Below are 22068 nucleotides of genomic sequence, written 5' to 3' on the forward strand. Positions count from 1 at the left end.
CTATGATGAGGTAATTGTGAGCGTATTTGGCTGGAAAATTATTATATATTGCTTGAATGTTAGTTAATCTTGCTTGAAACTAAAGCAAGTGTAGCAAACATTGAACAGAATCAAAAAAATGCTATGAAATTGGTGCAGCGGATCAAACTTAAATGCAAATCATGATACACTAAAAATACAAATACTCTATATGAGTCTCTACAAACACATTCATACAAGCTAGGTATGTTATCAGCGTCAAGCTATTTGTAACCGACGTGATATCGACAGCAGGGGGAAGAATGAAGCATCTACCATTAACCAAACAGCAAGTAACCGCTGCACTGATTTCGTTGAGTTTGGGCAGTGTTGCACAAGCGGCACTTACTATTAATGGTAGCGCTGAAGCTAACTCTAGTGCTCGCATGAGCTGGGGTGGTGCTGATAGCTTGTCAGAAGCACGCAATATTATGTATACGCCCAGTGGTTCCGCTATCAAAAAAGTCGATAATGGCTACGGTACTACTAATGTTACCAATGCGAACAGTTATGGTAGCGGCAGTAATAGCAACAGCAGTAATAGTTATAATAACACTAATACTAATACCTATAACACCACCTATCGTGGCAGTTTTGGTAGCAGTGATATGTTACCGATCAGCACTGATTCGCGCAGCGTGGTAGTGATTGATGTGGAAACTGGCAAGTCGATATACGAAAAAGATGCGGACATTGCTCGTCCTATGGCATCGATCACCAAGCTTATGACCGCCATGGTAGTATTAGATAGCGGACAAGATATGCGCCAAGAGATTACCCTGGTGCCCAGTGATTTTGTGGGTCCAAAGCGTGCCAGCTCAAATCTGAAGTCAGGTGATCGCATGAACCGTGCTGAGGTGCTGTTAATGACCTTAATGAAATCAGAAAACCCTGCGGCAAAAACCTTAGCCCGTAATTATCCAGGTGGCTACGATGCCTTTATGCGTGCGATGAACCGTAAAGCGCAAGATTTAGGGATGAGTAGCGCTTTTTTTGGTGATCCAACCGGTCTTGATGCCCGTAACGTTGCTTCATCAAATGATTTGGTCAAAATGGTACGTGCTGCTGGCAACTATGATGTCATCCGCCGTTTTTCTACCACCAAAAGCTATGACTTTTTCGTGGGTAATAACTCTAGCGGTAACCGCACTTATAAAGCTAACAATACCAGCAGCCTAGTACGTTCTGGTGACTATCCAATTGGTATCTCAAAAACAGGTTTTATCAATGAAGCGGGTCGTTGTGTGGTCATGGAAACTCGGGTTAACAATCGTCCAGCCATTATTGTTATCCTAGGCGCTAACAGTTCAGCAACGCGTTGGGGCGATGCTAAAAATATCTTAAGTAGCTTAGCAACTCGCCGTACAGTTTAAATAAAATTTTTATAAATATTTATGATGTTATTTCCCCCATAAAAATTACGTCGTAACGTAAATAAAAAGGCTGTTATCTGCTATAACGGTCTTTTTTTTGCTCAGAGTTTGAGGATATTCATATGGCTAAACTCCTAACGCTAGTACCCGTGCCTAAGTTGTATTTACTTACCAATGATGACGAGTTTGAGTTGCTCTACCGCAAGCTCGAGACTGCCTTGGCCACAGGATTGATAGGATTATTACAGATTCGGCGCAAACAAGTACTCGCAATGCCAAATGGACAAACATTGCTATATGACGAAGCGGTGAAAATTGTGGCATTGGCCGCAGAATATAACGTGCTAGTAGTAATAAATGATGACCTCACACTGGCAGCTCAGCTGGGAGTTGGGGTACATTTAGGACAGCAGGACGGCAGTATTAGTCAGGCAAAACAGCAATTAATGCCCAATACGATTATTGGACGGACTTGTCATGGTAATGTGGATTTAGTAAAAGCAGCGCAAGACGACGGTGCGAGCTATGCGGCAATGGGAGCGGTATTTGCCTCCACTACCAAACCGAATGCCAATACCCTCTCGCGCTCGCAGCTTATCGATGGCTGTCAGCAAGGTAGGGATAACAGTGTTAATAAAAGCATTGATATGTGTGTGATTGGGGGTTTAACGGCCGAAAACATTGGACAGCTAGCAGGCTTACCAATTACTTATATTGCGGTTGTGGGTGATATTATGGATTTACCGCTTGATAGGATTACTAAGCGTTGTCAAGAGTGGCAGCAGGCGCTTGCCGAATGGCAATCACCTGCTTAATATCTTAAATTCAACACGCTCTAAATCCAGTAACTGTTTAACAAGTAACTGTTTGAAAAGTGACTGGCTTAAGCAAGCAGCAATGGTTTTTATAATGCATGGGTTATGCGTTAAGGTTAAAAACTATTCAGCATGATCCATACATAAGGTGGCGTAGGGGACGGCTTCCAAACGTTGGGGCTGAATATCTTTACCACATACTTCGCATTCCCCGTAAGTCCCGTTTGCAATAATGCCTAGCGCATTTTTAACATAAATAAGGTTTTGGTGTGCTTCAGCTGCTAGCAGTTGGCGGGTATCATTCTGACGAATAGAGATTGCCTGGTCTTCCCAGTCTTTATTGAGCTCATCCTGCGGATTTTGAATGTCATTTTTTATTTTCTCAATGCGGGTCTCATACTCTTCTTGTAGTGTTAATAGTTTCTGTTTGGCAGCATCTAAGTCAACGCTCATAATGATCTCCTGATCGCTTTTAATAAATTATTGTGGAAAGGATTGTTGTTATTGTCTACTGTTCTATCATAAGGGCGGTAGTGACTGAGTACCACCACGAAATGTTACTGGGTTTTTTAATTAACCTTGGCTGATCTATCTCTACAGTCGACAACTGATTTTTTGGTTTTAACAATAGTCTTAAGAATTTGAGATTGCGCTACCTCTATATTTAAAGCCACGGCTAAAGTTTATAGCAGCTTGCCTATAGGGCTTTAATAGCAATTTGATAGAGCTTTGATAGCAATTTGATAGGATCTTGGTAGAAAGCTGATAGAATGCAGCGGCTATTGTTTGCTACTAAATATTTTTGATAAAATTACCCATCAAAAAGCTAACAATAAGAACCAATTCATAAAGATCACTTAACGAAGATAAAACATTAAAAATTAATAGATAGATTGAGACCTAGCATAGGAGCAGGTAATGAATTTTTTGCGTATGAGCGAGTTGGTTTTAGCCGGCAAAGTGGTATTAATTCGCGAAGATCTAAATGTACCTATCAAAGGCGGCAAGATTACTAGTGATGCCCGTTTGCAAGCCAGTTTGCCGTCCATTAAAATGGCGCTAGACAAGGGTGCGGCAGTAATTATCTGCTCGCATTTAGGTCGTCCAACTGAAGGCACGCCCGAAGCGCAATATTCATTGGCCCCGGTTGCTGAGTATTTAACAGATAAGCTAGGGGCGCAGTTAACCCAGCCAGTGACGCTTGACCGCGATTATCTCACTCAAGGGGTAACCATCAAGGCCGGCGAGGTAGTACTGTTAGAAAATGTTCGCTTTAACCAAGGTGAAAAGAATAATGATACCGTGCTCGCACAACTATACGCTGATTTATGCGACATATTTGTGATGGATGCCTTTGGCACCGCTCATCGTGCGCAGGCCTCAACGGAAGGCGTTACTCAAGCGATGCGTCAAGCGGATAAAACGGTGTGCGCAGGCCCTTTATTAGCCGCCGAGCTAGATGCATTAAGTAAAGCCCTAGAAGCGCCAGCGCAGCCGATGCTGGCTATTGTTGGGGGCTCAAAAGTATCGACTAAACTTGAAGTCTTACACAGTCTAGCAGCGCTTTGTACGCAAATTATTGTTGGTGGTGGCATTGCCAATACTTTCTTAGCGGCACAAGGTCATAGTGTTGGCGCCTCCTTGTATGAGGCAGACTTGGTTGATACTGCCCGTCAAATCATGCAAAAAACGGAGATCTTATTGCCTGAGTATGTCGTGGTTGCTGATAAAAATGACATCGACTTTACCGACTTTATTGGCTCCTTGCAACAGGTAACCGCCACTGTCAAAGCTGTTGATGCTATCGGCGAACATGATATGATTTTAGATATTGCACCGCAGAGTGCTGCCATATTAGCCGAGGCTATTGCTCATGCAAAAACCATCTTATGGAATGGGCCGGTTGGGGTTTTTGAAGTAGATGCCTTTGGTGCTGGCACTCAAATTGTGGCGACTGCAGTCAAGAATAGTGAGGGCTTCTCGATCGCTGGTGGCGGCGATACACTAGCGGCGATTGACAAGTATCAAGTGGCCGATGGGGTCAGTTATATGTCAACGGGTGGTGGTGCGTTCTTAGAGTTCGTAGAAGGCAAAACCTTACCAGCAGTGGCGGCATTGCAAATGAGCGACCAGTAATTTTACAGTACTTATTGATTCAGTAACATTACGCTTACAACCTGTACTAAATATATAAGTTAGGCTGTAAAGCTCTACCATGGTGAATAGTTAGCGCTTATAGGGTGATAGGGTTATAGTTAGAAAGCTAGCTTATCAATCCAAAAGCTAATATATAACGACTATTATCAAGTCGTTATTATTTGTTAATATACTAAAAACTGTTATTGCATGTCTTATTTGCACTCTATAAAATAGCGCCACCATGTATTTTGACATGCATTATTTACTAGAGGTTTATTATGTTAAAACGTCATTTGTTACTTGCTAGCGTGCTTGCTGGTACCTTCGCAGTCACTGCATGCAGCCAACAAACTGAAGAACAAGCAGAAGCCACCGCCGCAGAAGCTGTAGATACTGCTGAGTCAGCTGGTGATGATATTGCCGCCAACACTGCAGCCGCTACTGCTGAAGCTGAAGCTGCAGCACAAGATGCTGGTACTGAGCTTGCTGATGGTGCCCAAACTGCTGGCGCGGCTGCTACTGGTGCAGTTGCAAACACTGGCGACGCAATTGCCGATGGTGCTAACACTGCAGTTGCCAATACCGCTGAAGCCGTCGCTAATGGTGCTAACTCTGTTGCTGAGGGTGCCACTGATGTAGCGAACAACGCAGAAGAAAAAGTACCTGCAGATCAACAGTACTAATTCTAAAAAGTTACTAATTCCAAAAATTTACTGGTTTTAAATAGTAACTGGTTTTAAATAGTAACTTTAGTGGTATTAAGAAAATAATTAATAGTGATATGTCGTAGACACTAACATTTATTAAACCACGTAGTGTTTATTAACTATCCTAGTAATAATTTTATTAGCGTACAAAATATCTAAAGAGCCTTGGTGATTACCAAGGCTTTTTTGTGTTTTATATTGTAATTATTATAGGATAAGGTAACAGGCTTGGGCTTTTATTCTGAACTGATTATTGTGAACTGACTATATGGAAGCTCTTATAAGTGATGGAGAACGATTCAGACAGATAAATAGCCCCGTAACAGCTGCGAAGAGTAGGTAGTTTTGTTATAATCACCGCGTACTGACGACTATCAAAGATCATGGCATCTTTTATGGACTTATAGTCGTAAAACTATTTTTAAACAGTGTTTTTAGACAGTCATTAGCAAACCCTGTGTGCAAAAATTATTTTTAAAACTCAACTAGAGAGCGTGTTATGGCCTTAATTTCTTTACGTCAACTTTTAGATCATGCCGCTGAGCACAGCTACGGTGTTCCTGCTTTTAACGTCAATAACCTAGAGCAGATGCGAGCGATCATGATGGCAGCCGATGCTTGTGATTCACCAGTGATAGTCCAAGCCAGCGCGGGCGCACGCGGTTATGCGGGGTCGGCTTTTTTACGTCACTTAATCAGCGCCGCTATTGAAGAATGGCCACATATTCCGGTAGTGATGCATCAAGACCATGGCATGTCACCTGCGGTCTGCCAGCGTTCAATCCAGTTAGGTTTTTCATCAGTGATGATGGATGGTTCACTCGGTGAAGACGGTAAAACCCCAATGGATTATGACTACAATGCTAGTGTGACTCGCGAAGTGGTTAAGTTTTCGCATGCTTGCGGCGTGTCGGTAGAAGGCGAGATTGGTTGTTTGGGTAGTCTGGAAACTGGCTTGGCTGGCGAAGAAGACGGTTCTGGCGCAGAAGGCGTGCTCGGTCATGAGCAGTTATTAACCAGTGCAGACGAAGCAGAACAGTTTGTCAAAGATACCAACGTTGATGCCTTAGCCATAGCTATTGGTACCAGTCATGGTGCCTATAAGTTTACCCGTCCACCAACAGGCGACATTTTATCTATCGAGCGGGTAAAAGAGATTCATGCGCGTATTCCAAATACTCACCTAGTCATGCATGGCTCTTCGTCAGTGCCACAAGAATGGCTAAAAATTATTAATGAATATGGTGGTGATATTGGCGAAACTTACGGTGTGCCAGTTGAGCAAATCGTGGAAGCGATTAAGCATGGTGTCCGCAAAGTGAACATCGATACTGATCTACGTCTAGCGTCAACAGCTGCTATTCGTCAGCATTTAGCGCACAACCCCAGCAACTTTGATCCTCGTAAGTACTTCAAAGCCTCAATGGTGGCAATGTCCGACATCTGTACCAATCGTTTTGAAGCGTTCGGCTCTGCGGGTCAAGCACATAAAATTCGCCCAATTAGTCTCGAAAGCATGGTTGATTTTTATCAGTAAGTTAACGTAGCGAACCTCTTGAGTTGGTTCATGAAGCTCTGTAGATTATCGTAATACAGTGAATCGAATCTCAAAATGTTACAGTGTTACTGGTATAAATTTTTTGTAGTCTCGAGACACGCTTGCGAACAGCAGGTAAGAAGATTTGCAGCAGTAGCACGCTGTTACAGACGTCTATTTTTTATTCTGAAGCAACTATAGCAGCTCATTTTATTATTTATGATAGGTGATGATTATGATAGGACTGATCACTGGACAGGTGCAATATTTGATGGCACCTACTGCCTGTATCATGACCACCTCTGGAGTAGGTTATGATGTTGAGCTGCCATTGCCTTCGTTTTGCCAGTTACGCGTGGATGAGCCCGCGAGAATTTGGACTCATTTACATGTCCGCGAAGACGCGCAGCTGCTGTTTGGCTTTATCGATCGTAAAGAGCGTGACGTCTTTCGACAGTTGATCAAGATCAATGGGGTCGGCGCTAAAATGGCGCTGGCTATGCTGTCGGCTATGTCGGCTGCAGAGTTAAAGATGCATGTTGAGCAAGATTCGGAAACGGCGTTAATGCGTATTCCGGGTATCGGCAAAAAAACCGCTCAGCGTTTATTAATTGAGCTAAAAGACAAGCTCAAAAATATTGAAGTCGATGACAGTAATTTGGAGTTTGCTACCCAATCAGCGCCGGTTTCTCACGAAAGCAGTATTATTGCTGAAGTAGAAGGCGCGCTAATTAGCTTGGGCTATAAAGAAAAAGAAGCCCAGCAAGCGATTAAAGCTGCCAAGAATAATGGGACTGTTTTTGAAGACACGCAGGGACTATTAAAGGCCACCCTTCAACAGCTCTCTGGCTTTTAAGCAAGTCCTGCAATTTTTATAAGCTTTGCTGTATATTGTCTCTGCCTTTAATATATAGTTAAAATACCTTAAAAACGCGACGGTACTGCTGGTATACGCTTTTTGCAGCCTCTGTCTGCGTAGGCACAGCAAGCAAGAAAAACTTATACCTAGCAGTATGTTATGTATCGATATTACTTTTCATTGACTATAGCGATAAAATATATGACACAAGATCGCTTGATTAATCCTTTGGAAGGGGCAAGTGACGCTCCTGATGCCAACATTCGTCCCTCATCTCTAGCTGAGTATATTGGTCAGCCGGTCGTGCGCGAGCAAATGGAAGTCTTTATCGAGGCGGCACGTGCGCGCGATGAAGCGCTGGATCATACCCTTATCTTTGGTCCTCCTGGCTTAGGTAAGACCACCCTTGCCAATATTATCGCTCGCGAGATGGGCGGCAATCTACGCTCTACGTCTGGACCGGTACTAGAGCGTGCAGGCGACTTGGCCGCGATGTTGACCAACTTGGAAGCGGGCGATATCCTTTTTATCGATGAAATTCACCGTCTAAGCCCAGTAATCGAAGAGATACTCTATCCTGCGATGGAAGATTTTCAGCTGGATATTATGATTGGTGAAGGGCCGGCGGCTCGCTCCATCAAGCTTGATCTGCCACCATTTACCTTAGTGGCAGCAACCACGCGAGCAGGATTATTAACCTCGCCATTACGAGATCGTTTTGGTATTGTTCAGCGTCTTGAATTTTATAATATAGCTGATTTGACTACTATTGTCAGCCGCGCTGCGCGTCTGATGCGGGTGACGATGAGCGAGGATGGCGCGGTCGAGATTGCTCGCCGGGCGCGTGGTACCCCAAGGATTGCCAATCGCTTATTACGCCGTGTGCGTGATTATGCTCAAGTAAGAGGTGATGGTCGGATCAACAGCGATATTGCTGGTAGTGCTCTTGATATGCTAGCGGTCGATCGGCGTGGTCTTGACCATTTAGATCGGCGTTATATTGAAATCTTGCACGAACGCTTTGATGGTGGTCCTGCCGGAGTAGAGGCGGTAGCAGCAGCCATGGCTGAAGATCGTGGCACGCTCGAGGACGTGATTGAACCTTATCTTATACAACAAGGCTATGTGCTGCGTACTGCGCGTGGACGGGTGTTGACACAGATGGCTATTGATCAGATGTGAGAATGTTCATCTTAATTTATAGATGTGGATACAAACAGCTCTCACAAACCAAGTCATTTTAAGCCGCTTTCATTACCCCAAAATACGCCAAACTACCATCAGTAGTGCTAAAATATAAAAGACTGGCGAGAGCCAACCGACCACTTGGGTGGCAATGGCAATGAACAGTCCAAATCCTGCTAGCGCTATCCAGTCACGGCGTCGGTCATTGAGCATATCAGCGCGTATCTGTTGTATCTCACGCAGTTGACTGTCTTGGCGTGAGCCTTGAGAGGCTAGGCTCTGCAAGCTTTGATCCAGTAGCTTTGGAATATCGGTCGCGGACAATAAAATCTCCGGCAGCTGCGCGCGTAGCTGTTGTAAATTACGCATCGGATCCAGCTGTTCTTTAATCCAACTGCTTAAAATCGGTTTGGCTAATGACCAAATATCTAGATCGGGATATAGGTCGCGTCCCAGTCCCTCGACATGCACCAAAGTCTTGAGCAGCAGCATTAGTTGCGGTGGAATGCTCATATGATGACGGCGAGCAATATCTAAAATTTGCATTAACACACCGGCAAAGTCTATCTCATTAATGGATTTCTTTAGCATAGGGCCAACGGTACGGCTCATATCACGCATCAAGGCATGCTTATTACTATTGGGCGGTATCCAGCCCGCGCGGCTGACGATATCAACCACAGCGGTAAAGTTATTATTCATTACTGCCAGTAGCATCCGCGCTACAATCAGCTGATCATCCTTTGATAAGGTGCCCATAATGGCGCAATCAAGACCGATGTAGCGTGGCTCACGTCCCAAATCAACAGCCACCATGTCAGCGGTGTTTGCTGTGACTGGCGGAGTCTCTACGAACACATTGCCCGGATGCATATCGGCATGAAAGAAATTATCACGAAAGACTTGGGTAAAAAATATGGTTAAGCCTTTTTCGGCTAAAATAGCGCGATCATAACCGAGTTGGTCAAAGATCTGTGTTTGTGAAATTGGGACGCCCTGAATACGCTCCATCACCATGACATTTTTGGCAGCGTCATAGACTTCAGGGACGTACATTAAGCCTGAACCCAAGAAGTTATTACGCATCTGCGTGGTGTTTTCTGCCTCAAGCGTTAAATCCAACTCATTAAGCATTACTTGCCGATAGTCTTCGACAATGGCAATGATATGTATCGCGCGCGCCGCTTCTACCCGTGCTGACACCCAATTGGCCAGTTCACGTAGTAGCTCAAAGTCTGCAACAATGGTAGTGCGAATATCAGGACGGACGACTTTTACCACCACTTCACGACCATCGTTTAGGGCGGCGGTATGCACTTGCGCAATCGAGGCTGCCGCTAACGGCTTTACGTCAAAACGGGCAAATAAAGTGTCAATAGACTGACCAAGGCCATGCTTAGAATCTTGAATTTGAGTGATGGCAATATCAACATCGAAGGGTTTGACTTTATCTTGTAGCTGAATCAACTGGGTGATGATTTCAGGCGATACCAGGTCACGACGGGTAGAGAGCAGTTGCCCGAGCTTTAAAAACAAGGTGCCCATGTCTTCTAAGGCATATTTAATCGCGTTTGGCTGATGCTTTTTACCCCAAGCTGCTGGGTGTAGACGAATTAAGCGCGCAAGCGGTTGTAGCTGCGGCGCGTCTTCAACGGAAAAGTGAGTGTCAATGCGGTAGCTGGCGGCAATGCGCCAAAGCTCAAGTAGACGGGCGCGATGAGATAGTAGCATAGGCGATAGACACTCTAAGTGGTTATTTTATATCGTTAATCTGTATAGATATTCTAGATAAATACGCGAATAAGAGGGTGGGTTATGGCTATTGTTGATGTCTTAAACGCGCTTGTTCCGCCTTAATGGCAGCCAGTCTGGCCTCTTCGCGTTCAACGTCAGCGCGCAGTTGTAATATTTGTTGCTTCAAATCATTTGCTTGCGCTTTTTCAGCCGGATCAGGCACACTATTTCCTGACACGTCATTCGCCCAGTCACTCACATCATCAAAGGCACGTTTGGCGCTGTGGCGAAAACTGCCTTTGAGCTGTGAGATAAGGAGCTGTAATTGGCCGGCCAGTGGTCTGCCAATCAGGGGCTCAAGCTGTCCAGCAATGTCAGGGTCAAAACCAGCTATTAACTGTTTTAACTGCATGAGTACTTTATAATCACCCGCAATCGGCAAATTACCTTCCGCGCCGCGCATTAGATTGAGTAATTGGGCTGGATTGTCGACAGTGATGATGCAGTCAGGGCTACTATGACCTATACGACTGTTATCAAAACCTGCTCGTTGGCGTTCATCTAAAGTGCTACCGTTTGGTTCAAACACACCGTCAGTAGTCACCGGCTCAAAACGCAGACGTTCGTGATTGAATAAAACATCGATGTGAATCTCCGGCATGACTATATTCAGTCGTAGCACTTTGCCAGCCAGCGGGGCAAGGCCCGCTTGAGTGATTTCATCACTAGCAATGGCAATATTAATTAGCTTTTCGGCACCGGCCAAAAGTAATACAGTCAGCATAAAATACTCGCATATTATTTAAGCATGTGGAAATGGGGCACACATGCAATTAGGGTCTGTTGTTTATGACAATCTTGCACTATCTGCCTATATTTCAACGTTACGCTTTAAAGCCACGATGTACGGCCACAATTCCAGCGGTCAGATTATGATAGTCACAGCTCTCAAATCCTGCTTGCGTCATCATTTGCTTTAAAGTCTGCTGATCAGGGTGCATGCGAATGGACTCGGCTAAATATTTATAGCTTTCTGAATCGTTAGCAACCAGTTTACCCATTATCGGTAGGGCTGTGAACGAGTATAAATCATAGGCCTTGGATAACGGCTCAAAAATAGGTTTTGAGAACTCTAGGATTAATAAACGACCACCTGGTTTGAGCACACGATACATCGCGCGCAATGCGGCCTCTTTATCCGTGACATTGCGTAGGCCAAAGCTAATGGTCAACAAGTCAAAGCTATTGTCGTCGAATGGTGCTAGGGTTTCGGCATTGGCTAATACGAAGTCAACGTTATTACAGCCCGCGTTAATCAAGCGTTCACGGCCAACTTCTAACATGGCCGCATTGATATCAGAGAGCACCACTTTACCGTTGCGACCCACTTCACGGCTAAATACCTTGGCTAAATCACCGGTACCGCCAGCAATATCAAGCACGTGCTGGCCGGCACGAACGCCAGATAAGCTGATGGCATAACGCTTCCATAAACGGTGAATACCAAAAGACATCAAGTCATTCATAATGTCGTATTTTTTGGCCACTGAGGTAAAGACATCGGCCACACGGGCTTGTTTCTCAGCCTTGTTAACGGTTTTATAGCCAAAGTGGGTTTCTTCTTCGCCATCAGTGTCTGCTGTATGCGGATTATTAATATCATCACGTTGATGAAAGGCTTTTTGTGCGCTAGTAGCTTGCGTTTGCGGGTTACTAGTGTTGTTCGGATTACTACTGCCACTTGGCATACTGGTTTGTTGGCCTTGCGGTGTTCCAGTTGGTAGATCCTGAACTTGAGTAAAGTCAGCACCACTATCATTTTCTGCTACCGCATTAAACGCAGGGGTTTGACGTGCTAGTACTTTGGCAGTAATATTTTGCTTATGAGCAATACTATCTCTAATCAATTTATCTTGGATATTACCATTGCTGCTGGGGTAGCGAGGAGCGTGGTCGCTACTTTTATTTGAGTTGTTATTCAAGTTACTGTCCAAGTTATTATCTAGGGTACTGTCTAAGTTATCGTTTAGATGGTTATTTGTAGTGTCAGTCATTAGTTCATCCGTTTGCTTGTTTTGTATGGTCGTCAGACTAAAATTATAAGGTTATGATACACCAAACGCGGCTGTCTTGCCGTCATTATCCGACGCGTGTACTTGGTCAATAATCATCAGCTCACGCTCGCAAAAAGAATCGATAAATTCGCTGACGCTATCCAGCGGTTTCATAGCAATGAAGCCGGCATTAATAAAGTCATATAGTGGCTGATAGTTATGACGATAGGCGGTACCTTTGGCTAAAGCGAAAGCCTTTTTTAGCATAAACGAGTTGAGATACTTATCGGTACGATAACAGACGTCTTTGAGGTTATTAATCTGGATGCGCCGCGCACTCGACTCATCAACCGTGCGATAAGCCATTAGTATATTTTCTTCATCCACTGACAAATCGTGAGCAACCAACCACTCAGCCAAATGCAAATCCAATTCAATCGCTAAAATAGACGCCTGAATGGCCATACTGCCCGTTTCTAATGCTGACTCTTTGGCGAGACGCTCAAGCTTTTTTGCTTTAGGGAGAATACGGGCTAGCTGCTCAGCCAATTGCTTAAACTCTTCACCACCATATAGTTGAGTGAGAAAGTAACTCGCCATAGCTTGGTTTTTTGGCTGCTCAAACAGCGCACTATGGGTACGTTGAATACGTGCCCGTTGCCATGTTTGCACGCCATTGAGAATGTCCCTTAGCTTAGCGTCTTCGTGATAAGGTAGCGCCCAATAACGCGTTAAATGCTGTTGCAGCTCTGATAAAGCGGCCATGATGTTGAATCCTGTGTAAATAAACGGTGGGTAACATTGGGTTTTGAGAGCGTTAGTCTTAAAATCAGGCTTATTAAGCCAGTTACATAGCTGGTGATGATCTAAAAAGTAATAGTAACAATATAACCTGTAATAGTATAAAAATAGCCAATAATAATATAAAACTGTTGGTAAGCTTAACCAGTAACGCATACCACTATTATAGTGACCACTTTAAAAGAAAATAAATCACAATACAAATGCCAAACTGCTACATAGCGGCACTATTTACTCACCAAGTGAGTGCTATTATTAAGTGATTAAGCGATTCGATCAGGGTATTCGATTAGGGTGTTCAATAACCATATCATTTGATGACAACATAGCGAGTCTAGATATGCCTAAAAAAAATAATACTACCGAACAAGCAGCGCCACAAGCGGTAAGTGCACAATTTAGCGAGCAGGTAGTTAATCAGCGCTTAATACCTAACCCTTTAAGCCAGTTTTCAATGGATAAAGACACGCTCAAGCTAGCGCTGGTGACGGCGCAATATGCCCTACAAGCAACGCGCCAACAGTCGCCGCCAACCAGCAATAAACCGACTGGCTTATTGGTGCTGGTCAATGGTATGGAGCAGGCCGGCAAGGGTATCGCAGTCAAGCAACTGCGGCAATGGGTGGATCCGCGCCTCCTAAAGGTTGAGGCCACCATTGGTTATCCGCCGTTGGCTTACCAACCACTCTGGCAAGCACATACCAAGGCCATGCCGCGTCACGGCGACGTTATGGTTTATTTTGGTAATTGGTATGCCGATTTGATACATAACGTCATGCACATGGCAACTAGTAGTGAAAATGAAGATACGAATAGAAAGTTGAGTAAAAAGTCTAAAGATAAGCCAACGGATGAGTGGCAAGCGTTACCTGTTGCTGAGTGGCAAGACTATTTGCAACAACAACTCATTGAACTACAAACGTTTGAACGTGATCTCGATGCCAATCAAACCAAACTACTAAAATGTTGGTTTCATGTTGAGGTTGAGACCTTGCAAGAACGTTTAAGTGAAGAGAAGGCAGATCCACAATTTTTATATCAGATTGACTGGCATAAGGCTGAGGTTTTAGAGCGATTCAATCAAGTCGCTACTAGCTTGTTACAGCAACAAGATGACTGGATCATTATTGATGGCGGTGATAAGTCACAAGCTGCGACCCGTTTTTGTCATGCAGTGCTGCAGGCGATGCAAACCGCGCTATTAAGTAGTAGCAGCCTGCCGGCGCCTGATACTACTGCGTATAATGACAGTGATATACAGTCAGACGATAAGCTGAAACCAGGACCAAGGACTCAAAAGTTATCAAGATTTGAGCCTGTCAAGATACCCAAAACTTTAAAAAATATCGATGATCCTGATCTGAATAAATCAGACTATCACGAGCAATTAGACATTAAACAGGCTAAATTGGCTAAATTATTACGCAATCGTGATGGTCGCCACGTGGTCTTTGCGTTTGAAGGTATGGACGCTGCGGGCAAAGGCGGCGCCATCAAAAGGCTGGTTGCACCGCTCGATCCACGTGAATATCAGGTTCATAATATTGGTGCGCCCATGCTTTATGAGCGTCAACATTCGTATCTCTGGCGCTTTTGGACACGGCTGCCCAACGAGCAAGCCGATCGCCCTAGTCGCATCGCCATCTTTGATCGCACCTGGTATGGCAGGGTCTTGGTTGAGCGCATTGAGCAGCTAGCGGATGACTATGAATGGCAGCGCGCTTACGATGAAATTAATCGTTTTGAGGCAGATCTGACAGCAGCCGGAACCCTAGTGATTAAGTACTGGCTGGCTATTGACAAACAACAGCAACTAGAGCGCTTTGAAGACCGTCATGATACCCCGCACAAGCAGTTTAAACTCACCGATGATGACTGGCGCAATCGTGACAAGTGGTCAGACTATGTGCAATCTGCTGCTGATATGTTGGCGCGTACCGACACCAAAGCAGCGCCATGGTGCGTGGTGGCGACTAATGATAAGCGTCAGGCACGCCTAGACGTTCTAGACCATGCTATTAAGCAGTTAGCAGCAGTTTCCAAAATATAATTCTTTAATGGTTAACTACAGAACCGTTAAATACCAATCATTGATACGATTGTCTTTGACAATTCACTACAAATAACCATAATAGGGCGGATGCCAAACAGGCGCACCATCAGGCGCACTATTCTTTTATCAAGCCTAACTAACAGTGTACTGTTAGGGCAATATTAAAACCATACCGCTACGGTTACAAATTTCGCAGTATCATCATGCATTATGTTCATTTATTTCATATAATAGGCGCGTGATAACAGCGGGCAATCGTTAATGGTATTAAGTCCCAGCTTTTAGCGATTATAAATGACCCCGTCATGATTGAAAGCATCACATACTATATATTTAAGCCACAATAATACTATATTTCAGCCGCAAGAATATTTAAGCCGCAAGATGATTGAATCATAAGATTTGGTCATTTGATTTGCGGCTTAATGACATGTCGCTTGCCGTACTGGCTGTATTATCTTGCATTCAAATAGAATCAGAATCAAATTTTTAATTTAAAAGCTCAGTTCAATATCGTATTTTAATATCATATTTCAACATATTATTGCTAGAAAAAATCATACGGCTTAGATGGTCTTGTCGTCAGATACTCGACATAGTACCGGTAATAGCCACGTTATCAATCGCATAATTTTTAATAAGCTTACGCAGGGCGTATTAACCTATGGGTATTAGCAGTAGTTCTACAGAGCCGACCGAACAAGTTGGCACTATGAAAATGAATCTATTTTTTGCCATTTTACTGATTGCAATGACCAGCTATTTCTTATGGTGGGGTCTTGATTACACCATGCATCAGCAAACGCTGCTATTTGTCATGGCCACCGCGTTTGGTATTTTCATGGCCTTCAATATTGGTGGTAATGACGTCGCCAACTCCTTTGGTACCTCAGTAGGTGCCGGAACCTTGACCATTCCCCAAGCACTAGTGATAGCGGCAATATTTGAAGTGTCAGGAGCAGTGCTGGCCGGTGGTGAAGTGACTGATACCATTCGCAAAGGTATCGTTGACTTAGACGGTTTAGCGGTCTCACCCAACCAATTTATTTATGTGATGCTTTCTGCATTGATTGCGGCGGCATTTTGGCTACTATTTGCCACTCGTAAAGGCTTACCCGTGTCTACAACGCATGCCATCATCGGTGGTGTAATCGGTAGTTCTATTGTTTTAGGTTTTGATTTGGGTGGTGCCGAGACTGCATTATCGACAGTTAACTGGGGAACTATTGGTCAAATTGCCATGTCGTGGGTATTATCGCCACTATTAGGTGGTGTGTTGGCCTACTTACTTTATGGACAAATTAAGAAAAACATTATTGACTATAATGACAAGACCGAAGCCCATATTGCTGAATTAAAAATAGACAAGAGAACTTTAAAGAAAGACCATAAAGAATTCTTCGATGGCTTGTCAGAGTCTCTGCAACTATCGTATACCTCAGCGATGCTGCGCGATCAGGACATCTATAAAGATGATGATTGTACGCTTGAAGATTTAGAAACCGACTATTATAAAAACCTTTATGAGATTGAACATGAGCGTAATGGTCTCGATACTTTAAAAGCACTAAAAAAATGGGTACCTATTATTGCCGCTATGGGCGGGGTGGTCATGACTTCGTTAGTGGTCTTTAAAGGCCTCAAAAACGTCAATAGTAATCTCACGACCTTGCATGGCTTCTTATTCATGGGCATGGTGGGTGCGCTGGTTTGGCTTGCCACCTTTATCTATACCAAAAGTATCCGCGGTAAGCATAAAGAAGATCTTACCAAAGCGACTTTTATTATGTTCAGCTGGATGCAAGTATTTACCGCATCAGCGTTTGCGTTCAGTCATGGCTCGAATGATATTGCCAACGCAGTCGGTCCTTTTGCTGCGATCATGGATGTTATTCGTACCAATACCATTGCGACTCAGGCAGCGGTACCACCAGCGGTGATGTTGACCTTTGGTGTGGCGCTGATCGTTGGTCTTTGGTTCATTGGTAAAGAAGTCATTCAGACGGTCGGTACTAACTTGGCCAAGATGCACCCAGCGTCTGGTTTTTCAGCCGAATTAGCAGCAGCTGCCGTGGTAATGGGCGCATCAACCATGGGTCTACCGGTATCAAGTACCCATACCTTAGTTGGTGCCGTTTTAGGCATTGGTATCGTTAATAGAGATACCAATTGGGCCTTGATGAAGCCTATTGGGCTGGCATGGATAATCACCTTACCGGTCGCAGCCTCGTTGTCCGCCGTTAGCTATATAATTTTAAAACAAATTTTCTAACGGGCTTTGTAGCTCGCTAAAAGTGTAGTGACTTTTTTGGTCACTATAAATTGTTGCCACTGCACAGCATCACTGGTCAGAACAAAGCATAAAAAACGCTTATTGGTATATTACCAATAAGCGTTTTTTATGGACAAGCTAATAAGGTTTAGAGTTAGATCTCGACCTCAATAACGATTACTTAGCCCTTACCAAACAGCTGAATCCGGACTAAGCAGCTGAGTTCGTACCAAATTGCAGGCGTTTTTTCGCAAAGAAGCGATCCAAGCGATCCATGGCATCTTCTAACTCATGTAAGTTAGGTAAGAACACCACGCGGAAATGATCAGGCACATTCCAGTTAAAGCCGGTACCTTGCACCATGAGGACCTTTTCTTCGAGTAATAATTCCATCATAAACTGCATGTCATCTTGGATAGGGTAAACGCTAGGGTCCATTTTTGGAAAGCAATAGAAGGCACCTTGGGGCATGGTACAAGAGATGCCTGGAATCGCATTCAGCCGTGAGATAGCCAATTCACGCTGCTTATAGAGACGGCCCTTCTTTGAGGTCAAGTCTTTCATGCTTTGATAGCCACCCATCGCCGTTTGGATCGCATATTGTCCGGGTACGTTAGAACACAGGCGCATGGAGGCCAGCATATTTAAGCCTTCAATAAAGTCGGTAGCGTGATGTGTTCTACCCGATACCATCAGCCAGCCGGCACGGAACCCAGCAATACGGTGCGACTTTGATAGACCGTTATAGGATAAGACCAGCACCTCATCAGTCAAGGTACTGATGGGGGTATGAACCATATCGTCATATAACACCCGATCATAGATCTCATCAGCCATGATGATTAAGTCATGCTCTATAGCCACTTCGATAATTTGCTTGAGAATGTCATCAGAGTATAGCGCGCCTGTGGGGTTATTGGGATTGATGACCACAATACCTTTGGTTTTACTGGTAATTTTTGACTTGATATCTTCGATGTCAGGATGCCAATTGTCTTCTTCATTACAGCGATAATGCACTGCTGTACCACCCGCAAGGTTAGCTGCTGCTGTCCATAGCGGGTAATCTGGCATGGGAATTAATACTTCATCACCATCATTCATTAGCGCTTGCATAGTCATTACAATCAGCTCAGAAACGCCGTTACCCAAATACACGTCACGTACGTCGACTGCCGACAGTAGCCCTTTTGCTTGATAATATTGCAACACGGCTTTACGCGCTGCAAAGATCCCTTGCGAGTCTGAGTAACCGGTGGCCTCAGGCAAGTTCATAGCGACATCACGGAGAATCTCATGTGGTGCCTCAAAGCCAAAAGGAGCTGGGTTGCCCACATTGAGCTTTAAAATTTTCTGACCCTCCGCTTCCATCTTATTGGCCGTTTGTAATAGTGGACCACGGATGTCATAGCAGACGTTCTGTAATTTATCAGATTTTTTTAATGCACTCATAGAGTTACTATCCATAGTATTGTTTTGTGAGTTTTTACGGTTGTCAGCTGCTATTGCCAAAGTACTGGCTTGCGGCTGATTTTTGTTCTTAAGAGGGGTGTCTGCTGGCACGACATGAGTGAGGTTGTCACTTTCTGCACTGTTAGGCGTGTTCAAACCAGTATTAGTATTAGCATTAGCGTCAAGAGTATAACCAAGGTCATTATGAAGATCACCGCGTAACAGATAGCCTTCAGTGCAGCCCAATATGCGCGCAAGAGTAGGCAGCTTTGAGGAGACGATACCATTGATACCCCGTTCCCAGTTAGAGATAGCACCTCGGCTGACCTTCGCGCCAGCCTCTGTCATGGCCTGTGCCAACTGCTCAGCGGTAAGGCCTTTATCACGGCGTAGTTTTACTAAGCGTTCGGCTTGTGTTTGTTTGCGTTGGTCATTATCCATAATTATCCAAGCCTTCTTTTCTAATATAATAATTTTGCAATAAGTATGGTGTTGAACGAATAAGTTAACTCGATTACCTAATGCAAGATATTATTGCATTGAGTAGCGAAATGCAAGTATTTTACAATAATTTTTAATGCAAGAAAAACTTGCATTAAAACTGTGTGTTCTAACAGCATTGCTCTCAGTACCGCTTTGCCTAATTCTCATATAAGCTTTACTATTGCCACTATATGGTCGTACTTAACTGCTTATTAAGCAGGGCCTTAGCACTCATATTACCGCCCATATTACTACTCATTCTGGCACGTGTGGATTTGGTAAACATCAGCGTCTATTTATTGCATAATCAAAAGCAATTGCTATATCTTAATTGTCTATATCGCTATACAACGCCAACAATAAAGGATGGCGCTAGCACTTGAATACTGGTTAAAAACCAACAGATAGAGCGCATTGCTATCATAAATTACTAATGATGACGATAAAAAAGTTATAGCAGATCAGACAATACATAATTAAATAAGGATCAATCATGCAAGACAACCAACTTAGCAAAGAAGAGATTACCCAACTGACCGAAGCGGACTGGAAGCAGCGCCTGAGTGCTGATGAATATCATGTGATGCGTGAGAAAGGTACAGAGCGTCCATTTACTGGTGTTTATAATGATACTGAAGATGAGGGTGTCTATCGCTGTAAAGGCTGTGGCGCTAACTTATTTGATGCTGGCAGCAAGTTTGATGCCGGTTGTGGCTGGCCGAGTTTTGACCAAGGTATCGACAACAAAGCTATCGACGAGCACGTTGACGACTCTTTAGGTATGCGTCGTACCGAAGTCACCTGTAGCAATTGCGGTGCGCATCTAGGTCACGTTTTCCCTGATGGCCCACAAGAGACCACCGGTATGCGCTATTGCATCAACTCAGTCTCTATAGATTTAGATAAAACTGAAAAGTAGTGGTAGTATAAAAGCCCGTCAATAACAAGTCAGTGCAAGAGTGACTAAGTAAGTAAATAAGTAGAGACGGCTTCTATTGTGATTCAGCAGTTGGTAGGGAGATTGATAACATCTCTCTACCAACTCTTAGCATTAATATCATCTAGGCTAGTAACGCTAATTAAATACGCTTTTAAAACACCTCATCAGACGATGAAGATCATAAACTAAGGATAAGTTATGAGTAGCATTTACGATTTTACAGCTGAACGTATGGACGGTACATCGCAAGCATTTGCTGATTATCAAGGTCAAGTATTGTTGATTGTTAATACCGCTAGCAAATGTGGATTTACCCCGCAGTTTGAGGGCTTAGAAGCATTACACCAAGAGTATAAAGACCAAGGCGTGACAGTCATTGGCTTTCCTTGTAACCAATTTGGTGGTCAAGATCCGGGTAGTAATGACGAGATTGGCGAATTTTGCCAAAAGAATTATGGCGTAAGTTTTCCTATGATGGCAAAAATAGACGTTAATGGTAGTGATGCCCATCCAATATTCAATTGGCTAAAGGAACAAAAAGGTGGGGTAATAACGGACGGTATTAAATGGAATTTCAGCAAATTTTTAGTCGGTAGTGATGGACAGGTCATAGATCGTTATGCATCAACGACTAAACCTGAATCTATGAAGGGTGATATCGAACAGGCACTAGCAGCAGCAGCTGATAAATAGTAAATATCCACTATGATCTACAAAAATATAAACTTAACGAAAACAACTGCTTGTCAGTATAGTCAGTAACAATACGAAAAATAGCCTGTTAAAAGGCAAATAATATTTGACAGGCAGGTGTAAGTGTATATAATACACACCCACAGCAAGGGGCTTTAAACAGTTCTAGGTTGTTTTATGATTCTAGAGTGTGACACCTTTAGATAGCAAAGCTTCTAAGAAATTCTATCTAAAGAATTTCACTTGCGGATAAATACCTACGTTATGTAGGTGCTGAGTTTTTAGAATTTACGAAAATGTAAATTCTCTTGCGCTCGGACGAAGCAGTGCTTCGTTAGTTTACGCTTTAAGAAATTCTATTTAAAGAATTTCACTTGCGAAGCTAAAATTGCAATGCAATTTTTTAACGCTTCTCAGGGTGATTAGCTCAGTTGGTAGAGCGTCTGCCTTACACGCAGAATGTCGGCGGTTCGAACCCGTCATCACCCACCACTCTTTAGCGAGTGGGTCCTGATTATAAGGATAAGACGCTAAAAACGACCTAAGCAGCGGTAGTTCAGTTGGTTAGAATACCGGCCTGTCACGCCGGGGGTCGCGGGTTCGAGTCCCGTCCGCTGCGCCATATTTAGTAAAAAGTTAAAACGAATTTAGACTTTGAGTTTAAGCAAGTTTCGCCTCAGACATTAGATTGTTTGGGGTTTTTTTGTGTCTGTTGGTTATTATAAAATAATGATCAATAACTGGTTTTTTGACGTGTTACTAACACACTAGACATTAACTGCGGACTCTTACTGCCAGTAATATGGCTTCATAAAAGCATATCTAGGAAAGTGCATTTATAGAAAGTATGGTTACGAAACGACAGCTCATCTCTAGAAAGTAGCTAACCTAATACACTGTTAACTGAATAACACATCGCTGCATAAGCACTGATTGGATTTGCGATTACTTTG

At 43.7% G+C, this 22068-nt stretch carries 17 protein-coding genes and 2 tRNA genes; 13 read left to right on the top strand and 6 right to left on the bottom strand.

Going from position 1 to position 22068, the window contains the following annotated elements:
• Positions 1-281: 281 nt before the first annotated feature.
• The gene (locus RCH20_RS07215) at positions 282-1391 is read left to right on the top strand and encodes a D-alanyl-D-alanine carboxypeptidase family protein (protein WP_327193098.1); all 1110 of its coding nucleotides are present in this window, start codon (positions 282-284) and stop codon (positions 1389-1391) included.
• 122 nt (positions 1392-1513) lie between these two features.
• Positions 1514-2206 carry a thiamine phosphate synthase gene (locus tag RCH20_RS07220; RefSeq protein ID WP_327193099.1) on the top strand — a complete coding sequence of 231 codons (693 nt, stop codon included), beginning with the start codon at positions 1514-1516 and terminating at the stop codon, positions 2204-2206.
• 123 nt (positions 2207-2329) lie between these two features.
• Here RCH20_RS07220 and RCH20_RS07225 read toward each other — a convergent pair whose 3' ends face one another.
• The gene (locus RCH20_RS07225) at positions 2330-2659 is read right to left on the bottom strand and encodes a TraR/DksA family transcriptional regulator (protein ID WP_327193100.1); all 330 of its coding nucleotides are present in this window, start codon (positions 2657-2659) and stop codon (positions 2330-2332) included.
• 465 nt (positions 2660-3124) lie between these two features.
• Here RCH20_RS07225 and RCH20_RS07230 point away from each other — a divergent pair, with 465 nt between their 5' ends.
• The 5 genes from RCH20_RS07230 (at position 3125) to ruvB (ending at position 8630) form a co-directional block, all read left to right on the top strand.
• Entirely contained in the window at positions 3125-4342 is a 1218-nt protein-coding gene (locus RCH20_RS07230) for a phosphoglycerate kinase (protein WP_209958234.1), read from the top strand.
• A gap of 281 nt (positions 4343-4623) precedes the next feature.
• A complete protein-coding gene (locus RCH20_RS07235; RefSeq protein ID WP_209958232.1) occupies positions 4624-5028 on the top strand; it encodes a hypothetical protein in 405 nt (134 codons plus the stop codon).
• Positions 5029-5551: 523 nt separating this feature from the next.
• On the top strand, positions 5552-6589 hold the full coding sequence (gene fba / locus RCH20_RS07240; RefSeq protein WP_209958230.1) for a class II fructose-bisphosphate aldolase: 1038 nt from the start codon (positions 5552-5554) through the stop codon (positions 6587-6589).
• A gap of 235 nt (positions 6590-6824) precedes the next feature.
• Positions 6825-7445 (top strand): Holliday junction branch migration protein RuvA, encoded by a 621-nt coding sequence (gene ruvA / locus RCH20_RS07245; RefSeq protein ID WP_209958228.1) that lies wholly within the window; start codon positions 6825-6827, stop codon positions 7443-7445.
• Between the two features lie 204 nt (positions 7446-7649).
• Complete coding sequence (ruvB, locus tag RCH20_RS07250) at positions 7650-8630, top strand: Holliday junction branch migration DNA helicase RuvB (protein WP_327193101.1); 981 nt, start codon at positions 7650-7652, stop codon at positions 8628-8630.
• A gap of 72 nt (positions 8631-8702) precedes the next feature.
• Here the strand turns inward: ruvB and RCH20_RS07255 are convergent, their stop codons facing one another.
• From RCH20_RS07255 to RCH20_RS07270, 4 genes are all read right to left on the bottom strand, one after another.
• Complete coding sequence (locus RCH20_RS07255; protein ID WP_209958223.1) at positions 8703-10364, bottom strand: ABC1 kinase family protein; 1662 nt, start codon at positions 10362-10364, stop codon at positions 8703-8705.
• Between the two features lie 88 nt (positions 10365-10452).
• Positions 10453-11151: a ubiquinone biosynthesis accessory factor UbiJ gene (locus RCH20_RS07260; protein ID WP_209958221.1), complete on the bottom strand. Its 699-nt coding sequence runs from the start codon at positions 11149-11151 to the stop codon at positions 10453-10455.
• Between the two features lie 100 nt (positions 11152-11251).
• Positions 11252-12115, bottom strand: a complete 864-nt coding sequence (gene ubiE / locus RCH20_RS07265; protein WP_327193135.1) for a bifunctional demethylmenaquinone methyltransferase/2-methoxy-6-polyprenyl-1,4-benzoquinol methylase UbiE — start codon at positions 12113-12115, stop codon at positions 11252-11254.
• Positions 12116-12472: 357 nt separating this feature from the next.
• On the bottom strand, positions 12473-13186 hold the full coding sequence (locus RCH20_RS07270; RefSeq protein WP_209958219.1) for an FFLEELY motif protein: 714 nt from the start codon (positions 13184-13186) through the stop codon (positions 12473-12475).
• 376 nt (positions 13187-13562) lie between these two features.
• Between RCH20_RS07270 and RCH20_RS07275 the strand changes: the two genes are divergently transcribed.
• Complete coding sequence (locus RCH20_RS07275) at positions 13563-15272, top strand: ATPase (protein ID WP_327193102.1); 1710 nt, start codon at positions 13563-13565, stop codon at positions 15270-15272.
• 667 nt (positions 15273-15939) lie between these two features.
• Positions 15940-17547 carry an inorganic phosphate transporter gene (locus RCH20_RS07280; RefSeq protein ID WP_327193103.1) on the top strand — a complete coding sequence of 536 codons (1608 nt, stop codon included), beginning with the start codon at positions 15940-15942 and terminating at the stop codon, positions 17545-17547.
• A gap of 210 nt (positions 17548-17757) precedes the next feature.
• Here the strand turns inward: RCH20_RS07280 and RCH20_RS07285 are convergent, their stop codons facing one another.
• Positions 17758-19440: an aminotransferase class I/II-fold pyridoxal phosphate-dependent enzyme gene (locus RCH20_RS07285; protein ID WP_327193104.1), complete on the bottom strand. Its 1683-nt coding sequence runs from the start codon at positions 19438-19440 to the stop codon at positions 17758-17760.
• A gap of 535 nt (positions 19441-19975) precedes the next feature.
• On the opposite strand from RCH20_RS07285, the gene msrB reads away from it, so the two are divergent.
• The 4 genes from msrB (at position 19976) to RCH20_RS07305 (ending at position 21737) form a co-directional block, all read left to right on the top strand.
• Positions 19976-20401 carry a peptide-methionine (R)-S-oxide reductase MsrB gene (gene msrB / locus RCH20_RS07290; protein ID WP_209958211.1) on the top strand — a complete coding sequence of 142 codons (426 nt, stop codon included), beginning with the start codon at positions 19976-19978 and terminating at the stop codon, positions 20399-20401.
• Between the two features lie 219 nt (positions 20402-20620).
• Positions 20621-21115, top strand: coding sequence for a glutathione peroxidase (locus RCH20_RS07295; RefSeq protein WP_209958209.1), 495 nt, complete (start codon positions 20621-20623; stop codon positions 21113-21115).
• A 416-nt stretch (positions 21116-21531) separates the two neighbouring features.
• Positions 21532-21607: transfer RNA gene (locus RCH20_RS07300), tRNA-Val, on the top strand.
• A gap of 53 nt (positions 21608-21660) precedes the next feature.
• Positions 21661-21737 (top strand) — tRNA-Asp (locus RCH20_RS07305).
• The last annotated feature ends 331 nt before the right edge of the window (positions 21738-22068 follow it).

The sequence above is a fragment of the Psychrobacter sp. PL15 genome (genome assembly GCF_035984995.1).
Taxonomy (GTDB): domain Bacteria; phylum Pseudomonadota; class Gammaproteobacteria; order Pseudomonadales; family Moraxellaceae; genus Psychrobacter.

What these genes read in the sequence shown, in the direction of transcription:
- RCH20_RS07285 (WP_327193104.1), bottom strand. Translation starts at nt 19,440, where the DNA reads ATGGATAATGACCAACGCAAACAAACACAAGCCGAACGCTTAGTAAAA.
- ruvB (WP_327193101.1), top strand. Translation starts at nt 7,650, where the DNA reads ATGACACAAGATCGCTTGATTAATCCTTTGGAAGGGGCAAGTGACGCT.
- ruvA (WP_209958228.1), top strand. Translation starts at nt 6,825, where the DNA reads ATGATAGGACTGATCACTGGACAGGTGCAATATTTGATGGCACCTACT.
- ubiE (WP_327193135.1), bottom strand. Translation starts at nt 12,115, where the DNA reads ATGCCAAGTGGCAGTAGTAATCCGAACAACACTAGTAACCCGCAAACG.
- RCH20_RS07270 (WP_209958219.1), bottom strand. Translation starts at nt 13,186, where the DNA reads ATGGCCGCTTTATCAGAGCTGCAACAGCATTTAACGCGTTATTGGGCG.
- RCH20_RS07225 (WP_327193100.1), bottom strand. Translation starts at nt 2,659, where the DNA reads ATGAGCGTTGACTTAGATGCTGCCAAACAGAAACTATTAACACTACAA.
- RCH20_RS07255 (WP_209958223.1), bottom strand. Translation starts at nt 10,364, where the DNA reads ATGCTACTATCTCATCGCGCCCGTCTACTTGAGCTTTGGCGCATTGCC.
- RCH20_RS07220 (WP_327193099.1), top strand. Translation starts at nt 1,514, where the DNA reads ATGGCTAAACTCCTAACGCTAGTACCCGTGCCTAAGTTGTATTTACTT.
- fba (WP_209958230.1), top strand. Translation starts at nt 5,552, where the DNA reads ATGGCCTTAATTTCTTTACGTCAACTTTTAGATCATGCCGCTGAGCAC.
- RCH20_RS07260 (WP_209958221.1), bottom strand. Translation starts at nt 11,151, where the DNA reads ATGCTGACTGTATTACTTTTGGCCGGTGCCGAAAAGCTAATTAATATT.
- RCH20_RS07275 (WP_327193102.1), top strand. Translation starts at nt 13,563, where the DNA reads ATGCCTAAAAAAAATAATACTACCGAACAAGCAGCGCCACAAGCGGTA.
- msrB (WP_209958211.1), top strand. Translation starts at nt 19,976, where the DNA reads ATGCAAGACAACCAACTTAGCAAAGAAGAGATTACCCAACTGACCGAA.
- RCH20_RS07295 (WP_209958209.1), top strand. Translation starts at nt 20,621, where the DNA reads ATGAGTAGCATTTACGATTTTACAGCTGAACGTATGGACGGTACATCG.
- RCH20_RS07280 (WP_327193103.1), top strand. Translation starts at nt 15,940, where the DNA reads ATGGGTATTAGCAGTAGTTCTACAGAGCCGACCGAACAAGTTGGCACT.
- RCH20_RS07235 (WP_209958232.1), top strand. Translation starts at nt 4,624, where the DNA reads ATGTTAAAACGTCATTTGTTACTTGCTAGCGTGCTTGCTGGTACCTTC.
- RCH20_RS07215 (WP_327193098.1), top strand. Translation starts at nt 282, where the DNA reads ATGAAGCATCTACCATTAACCAAACAGCAAGTAACCGCTGCACTGATT.
- RCH20_RS07230 (WP_209958234.1), top strand. Translation starts at nt 3,125, where the DNA reads ATGAATTTTTTGCGTATGAGCGAGTTGGTTTTAGCCGGCAAAGTGGTA.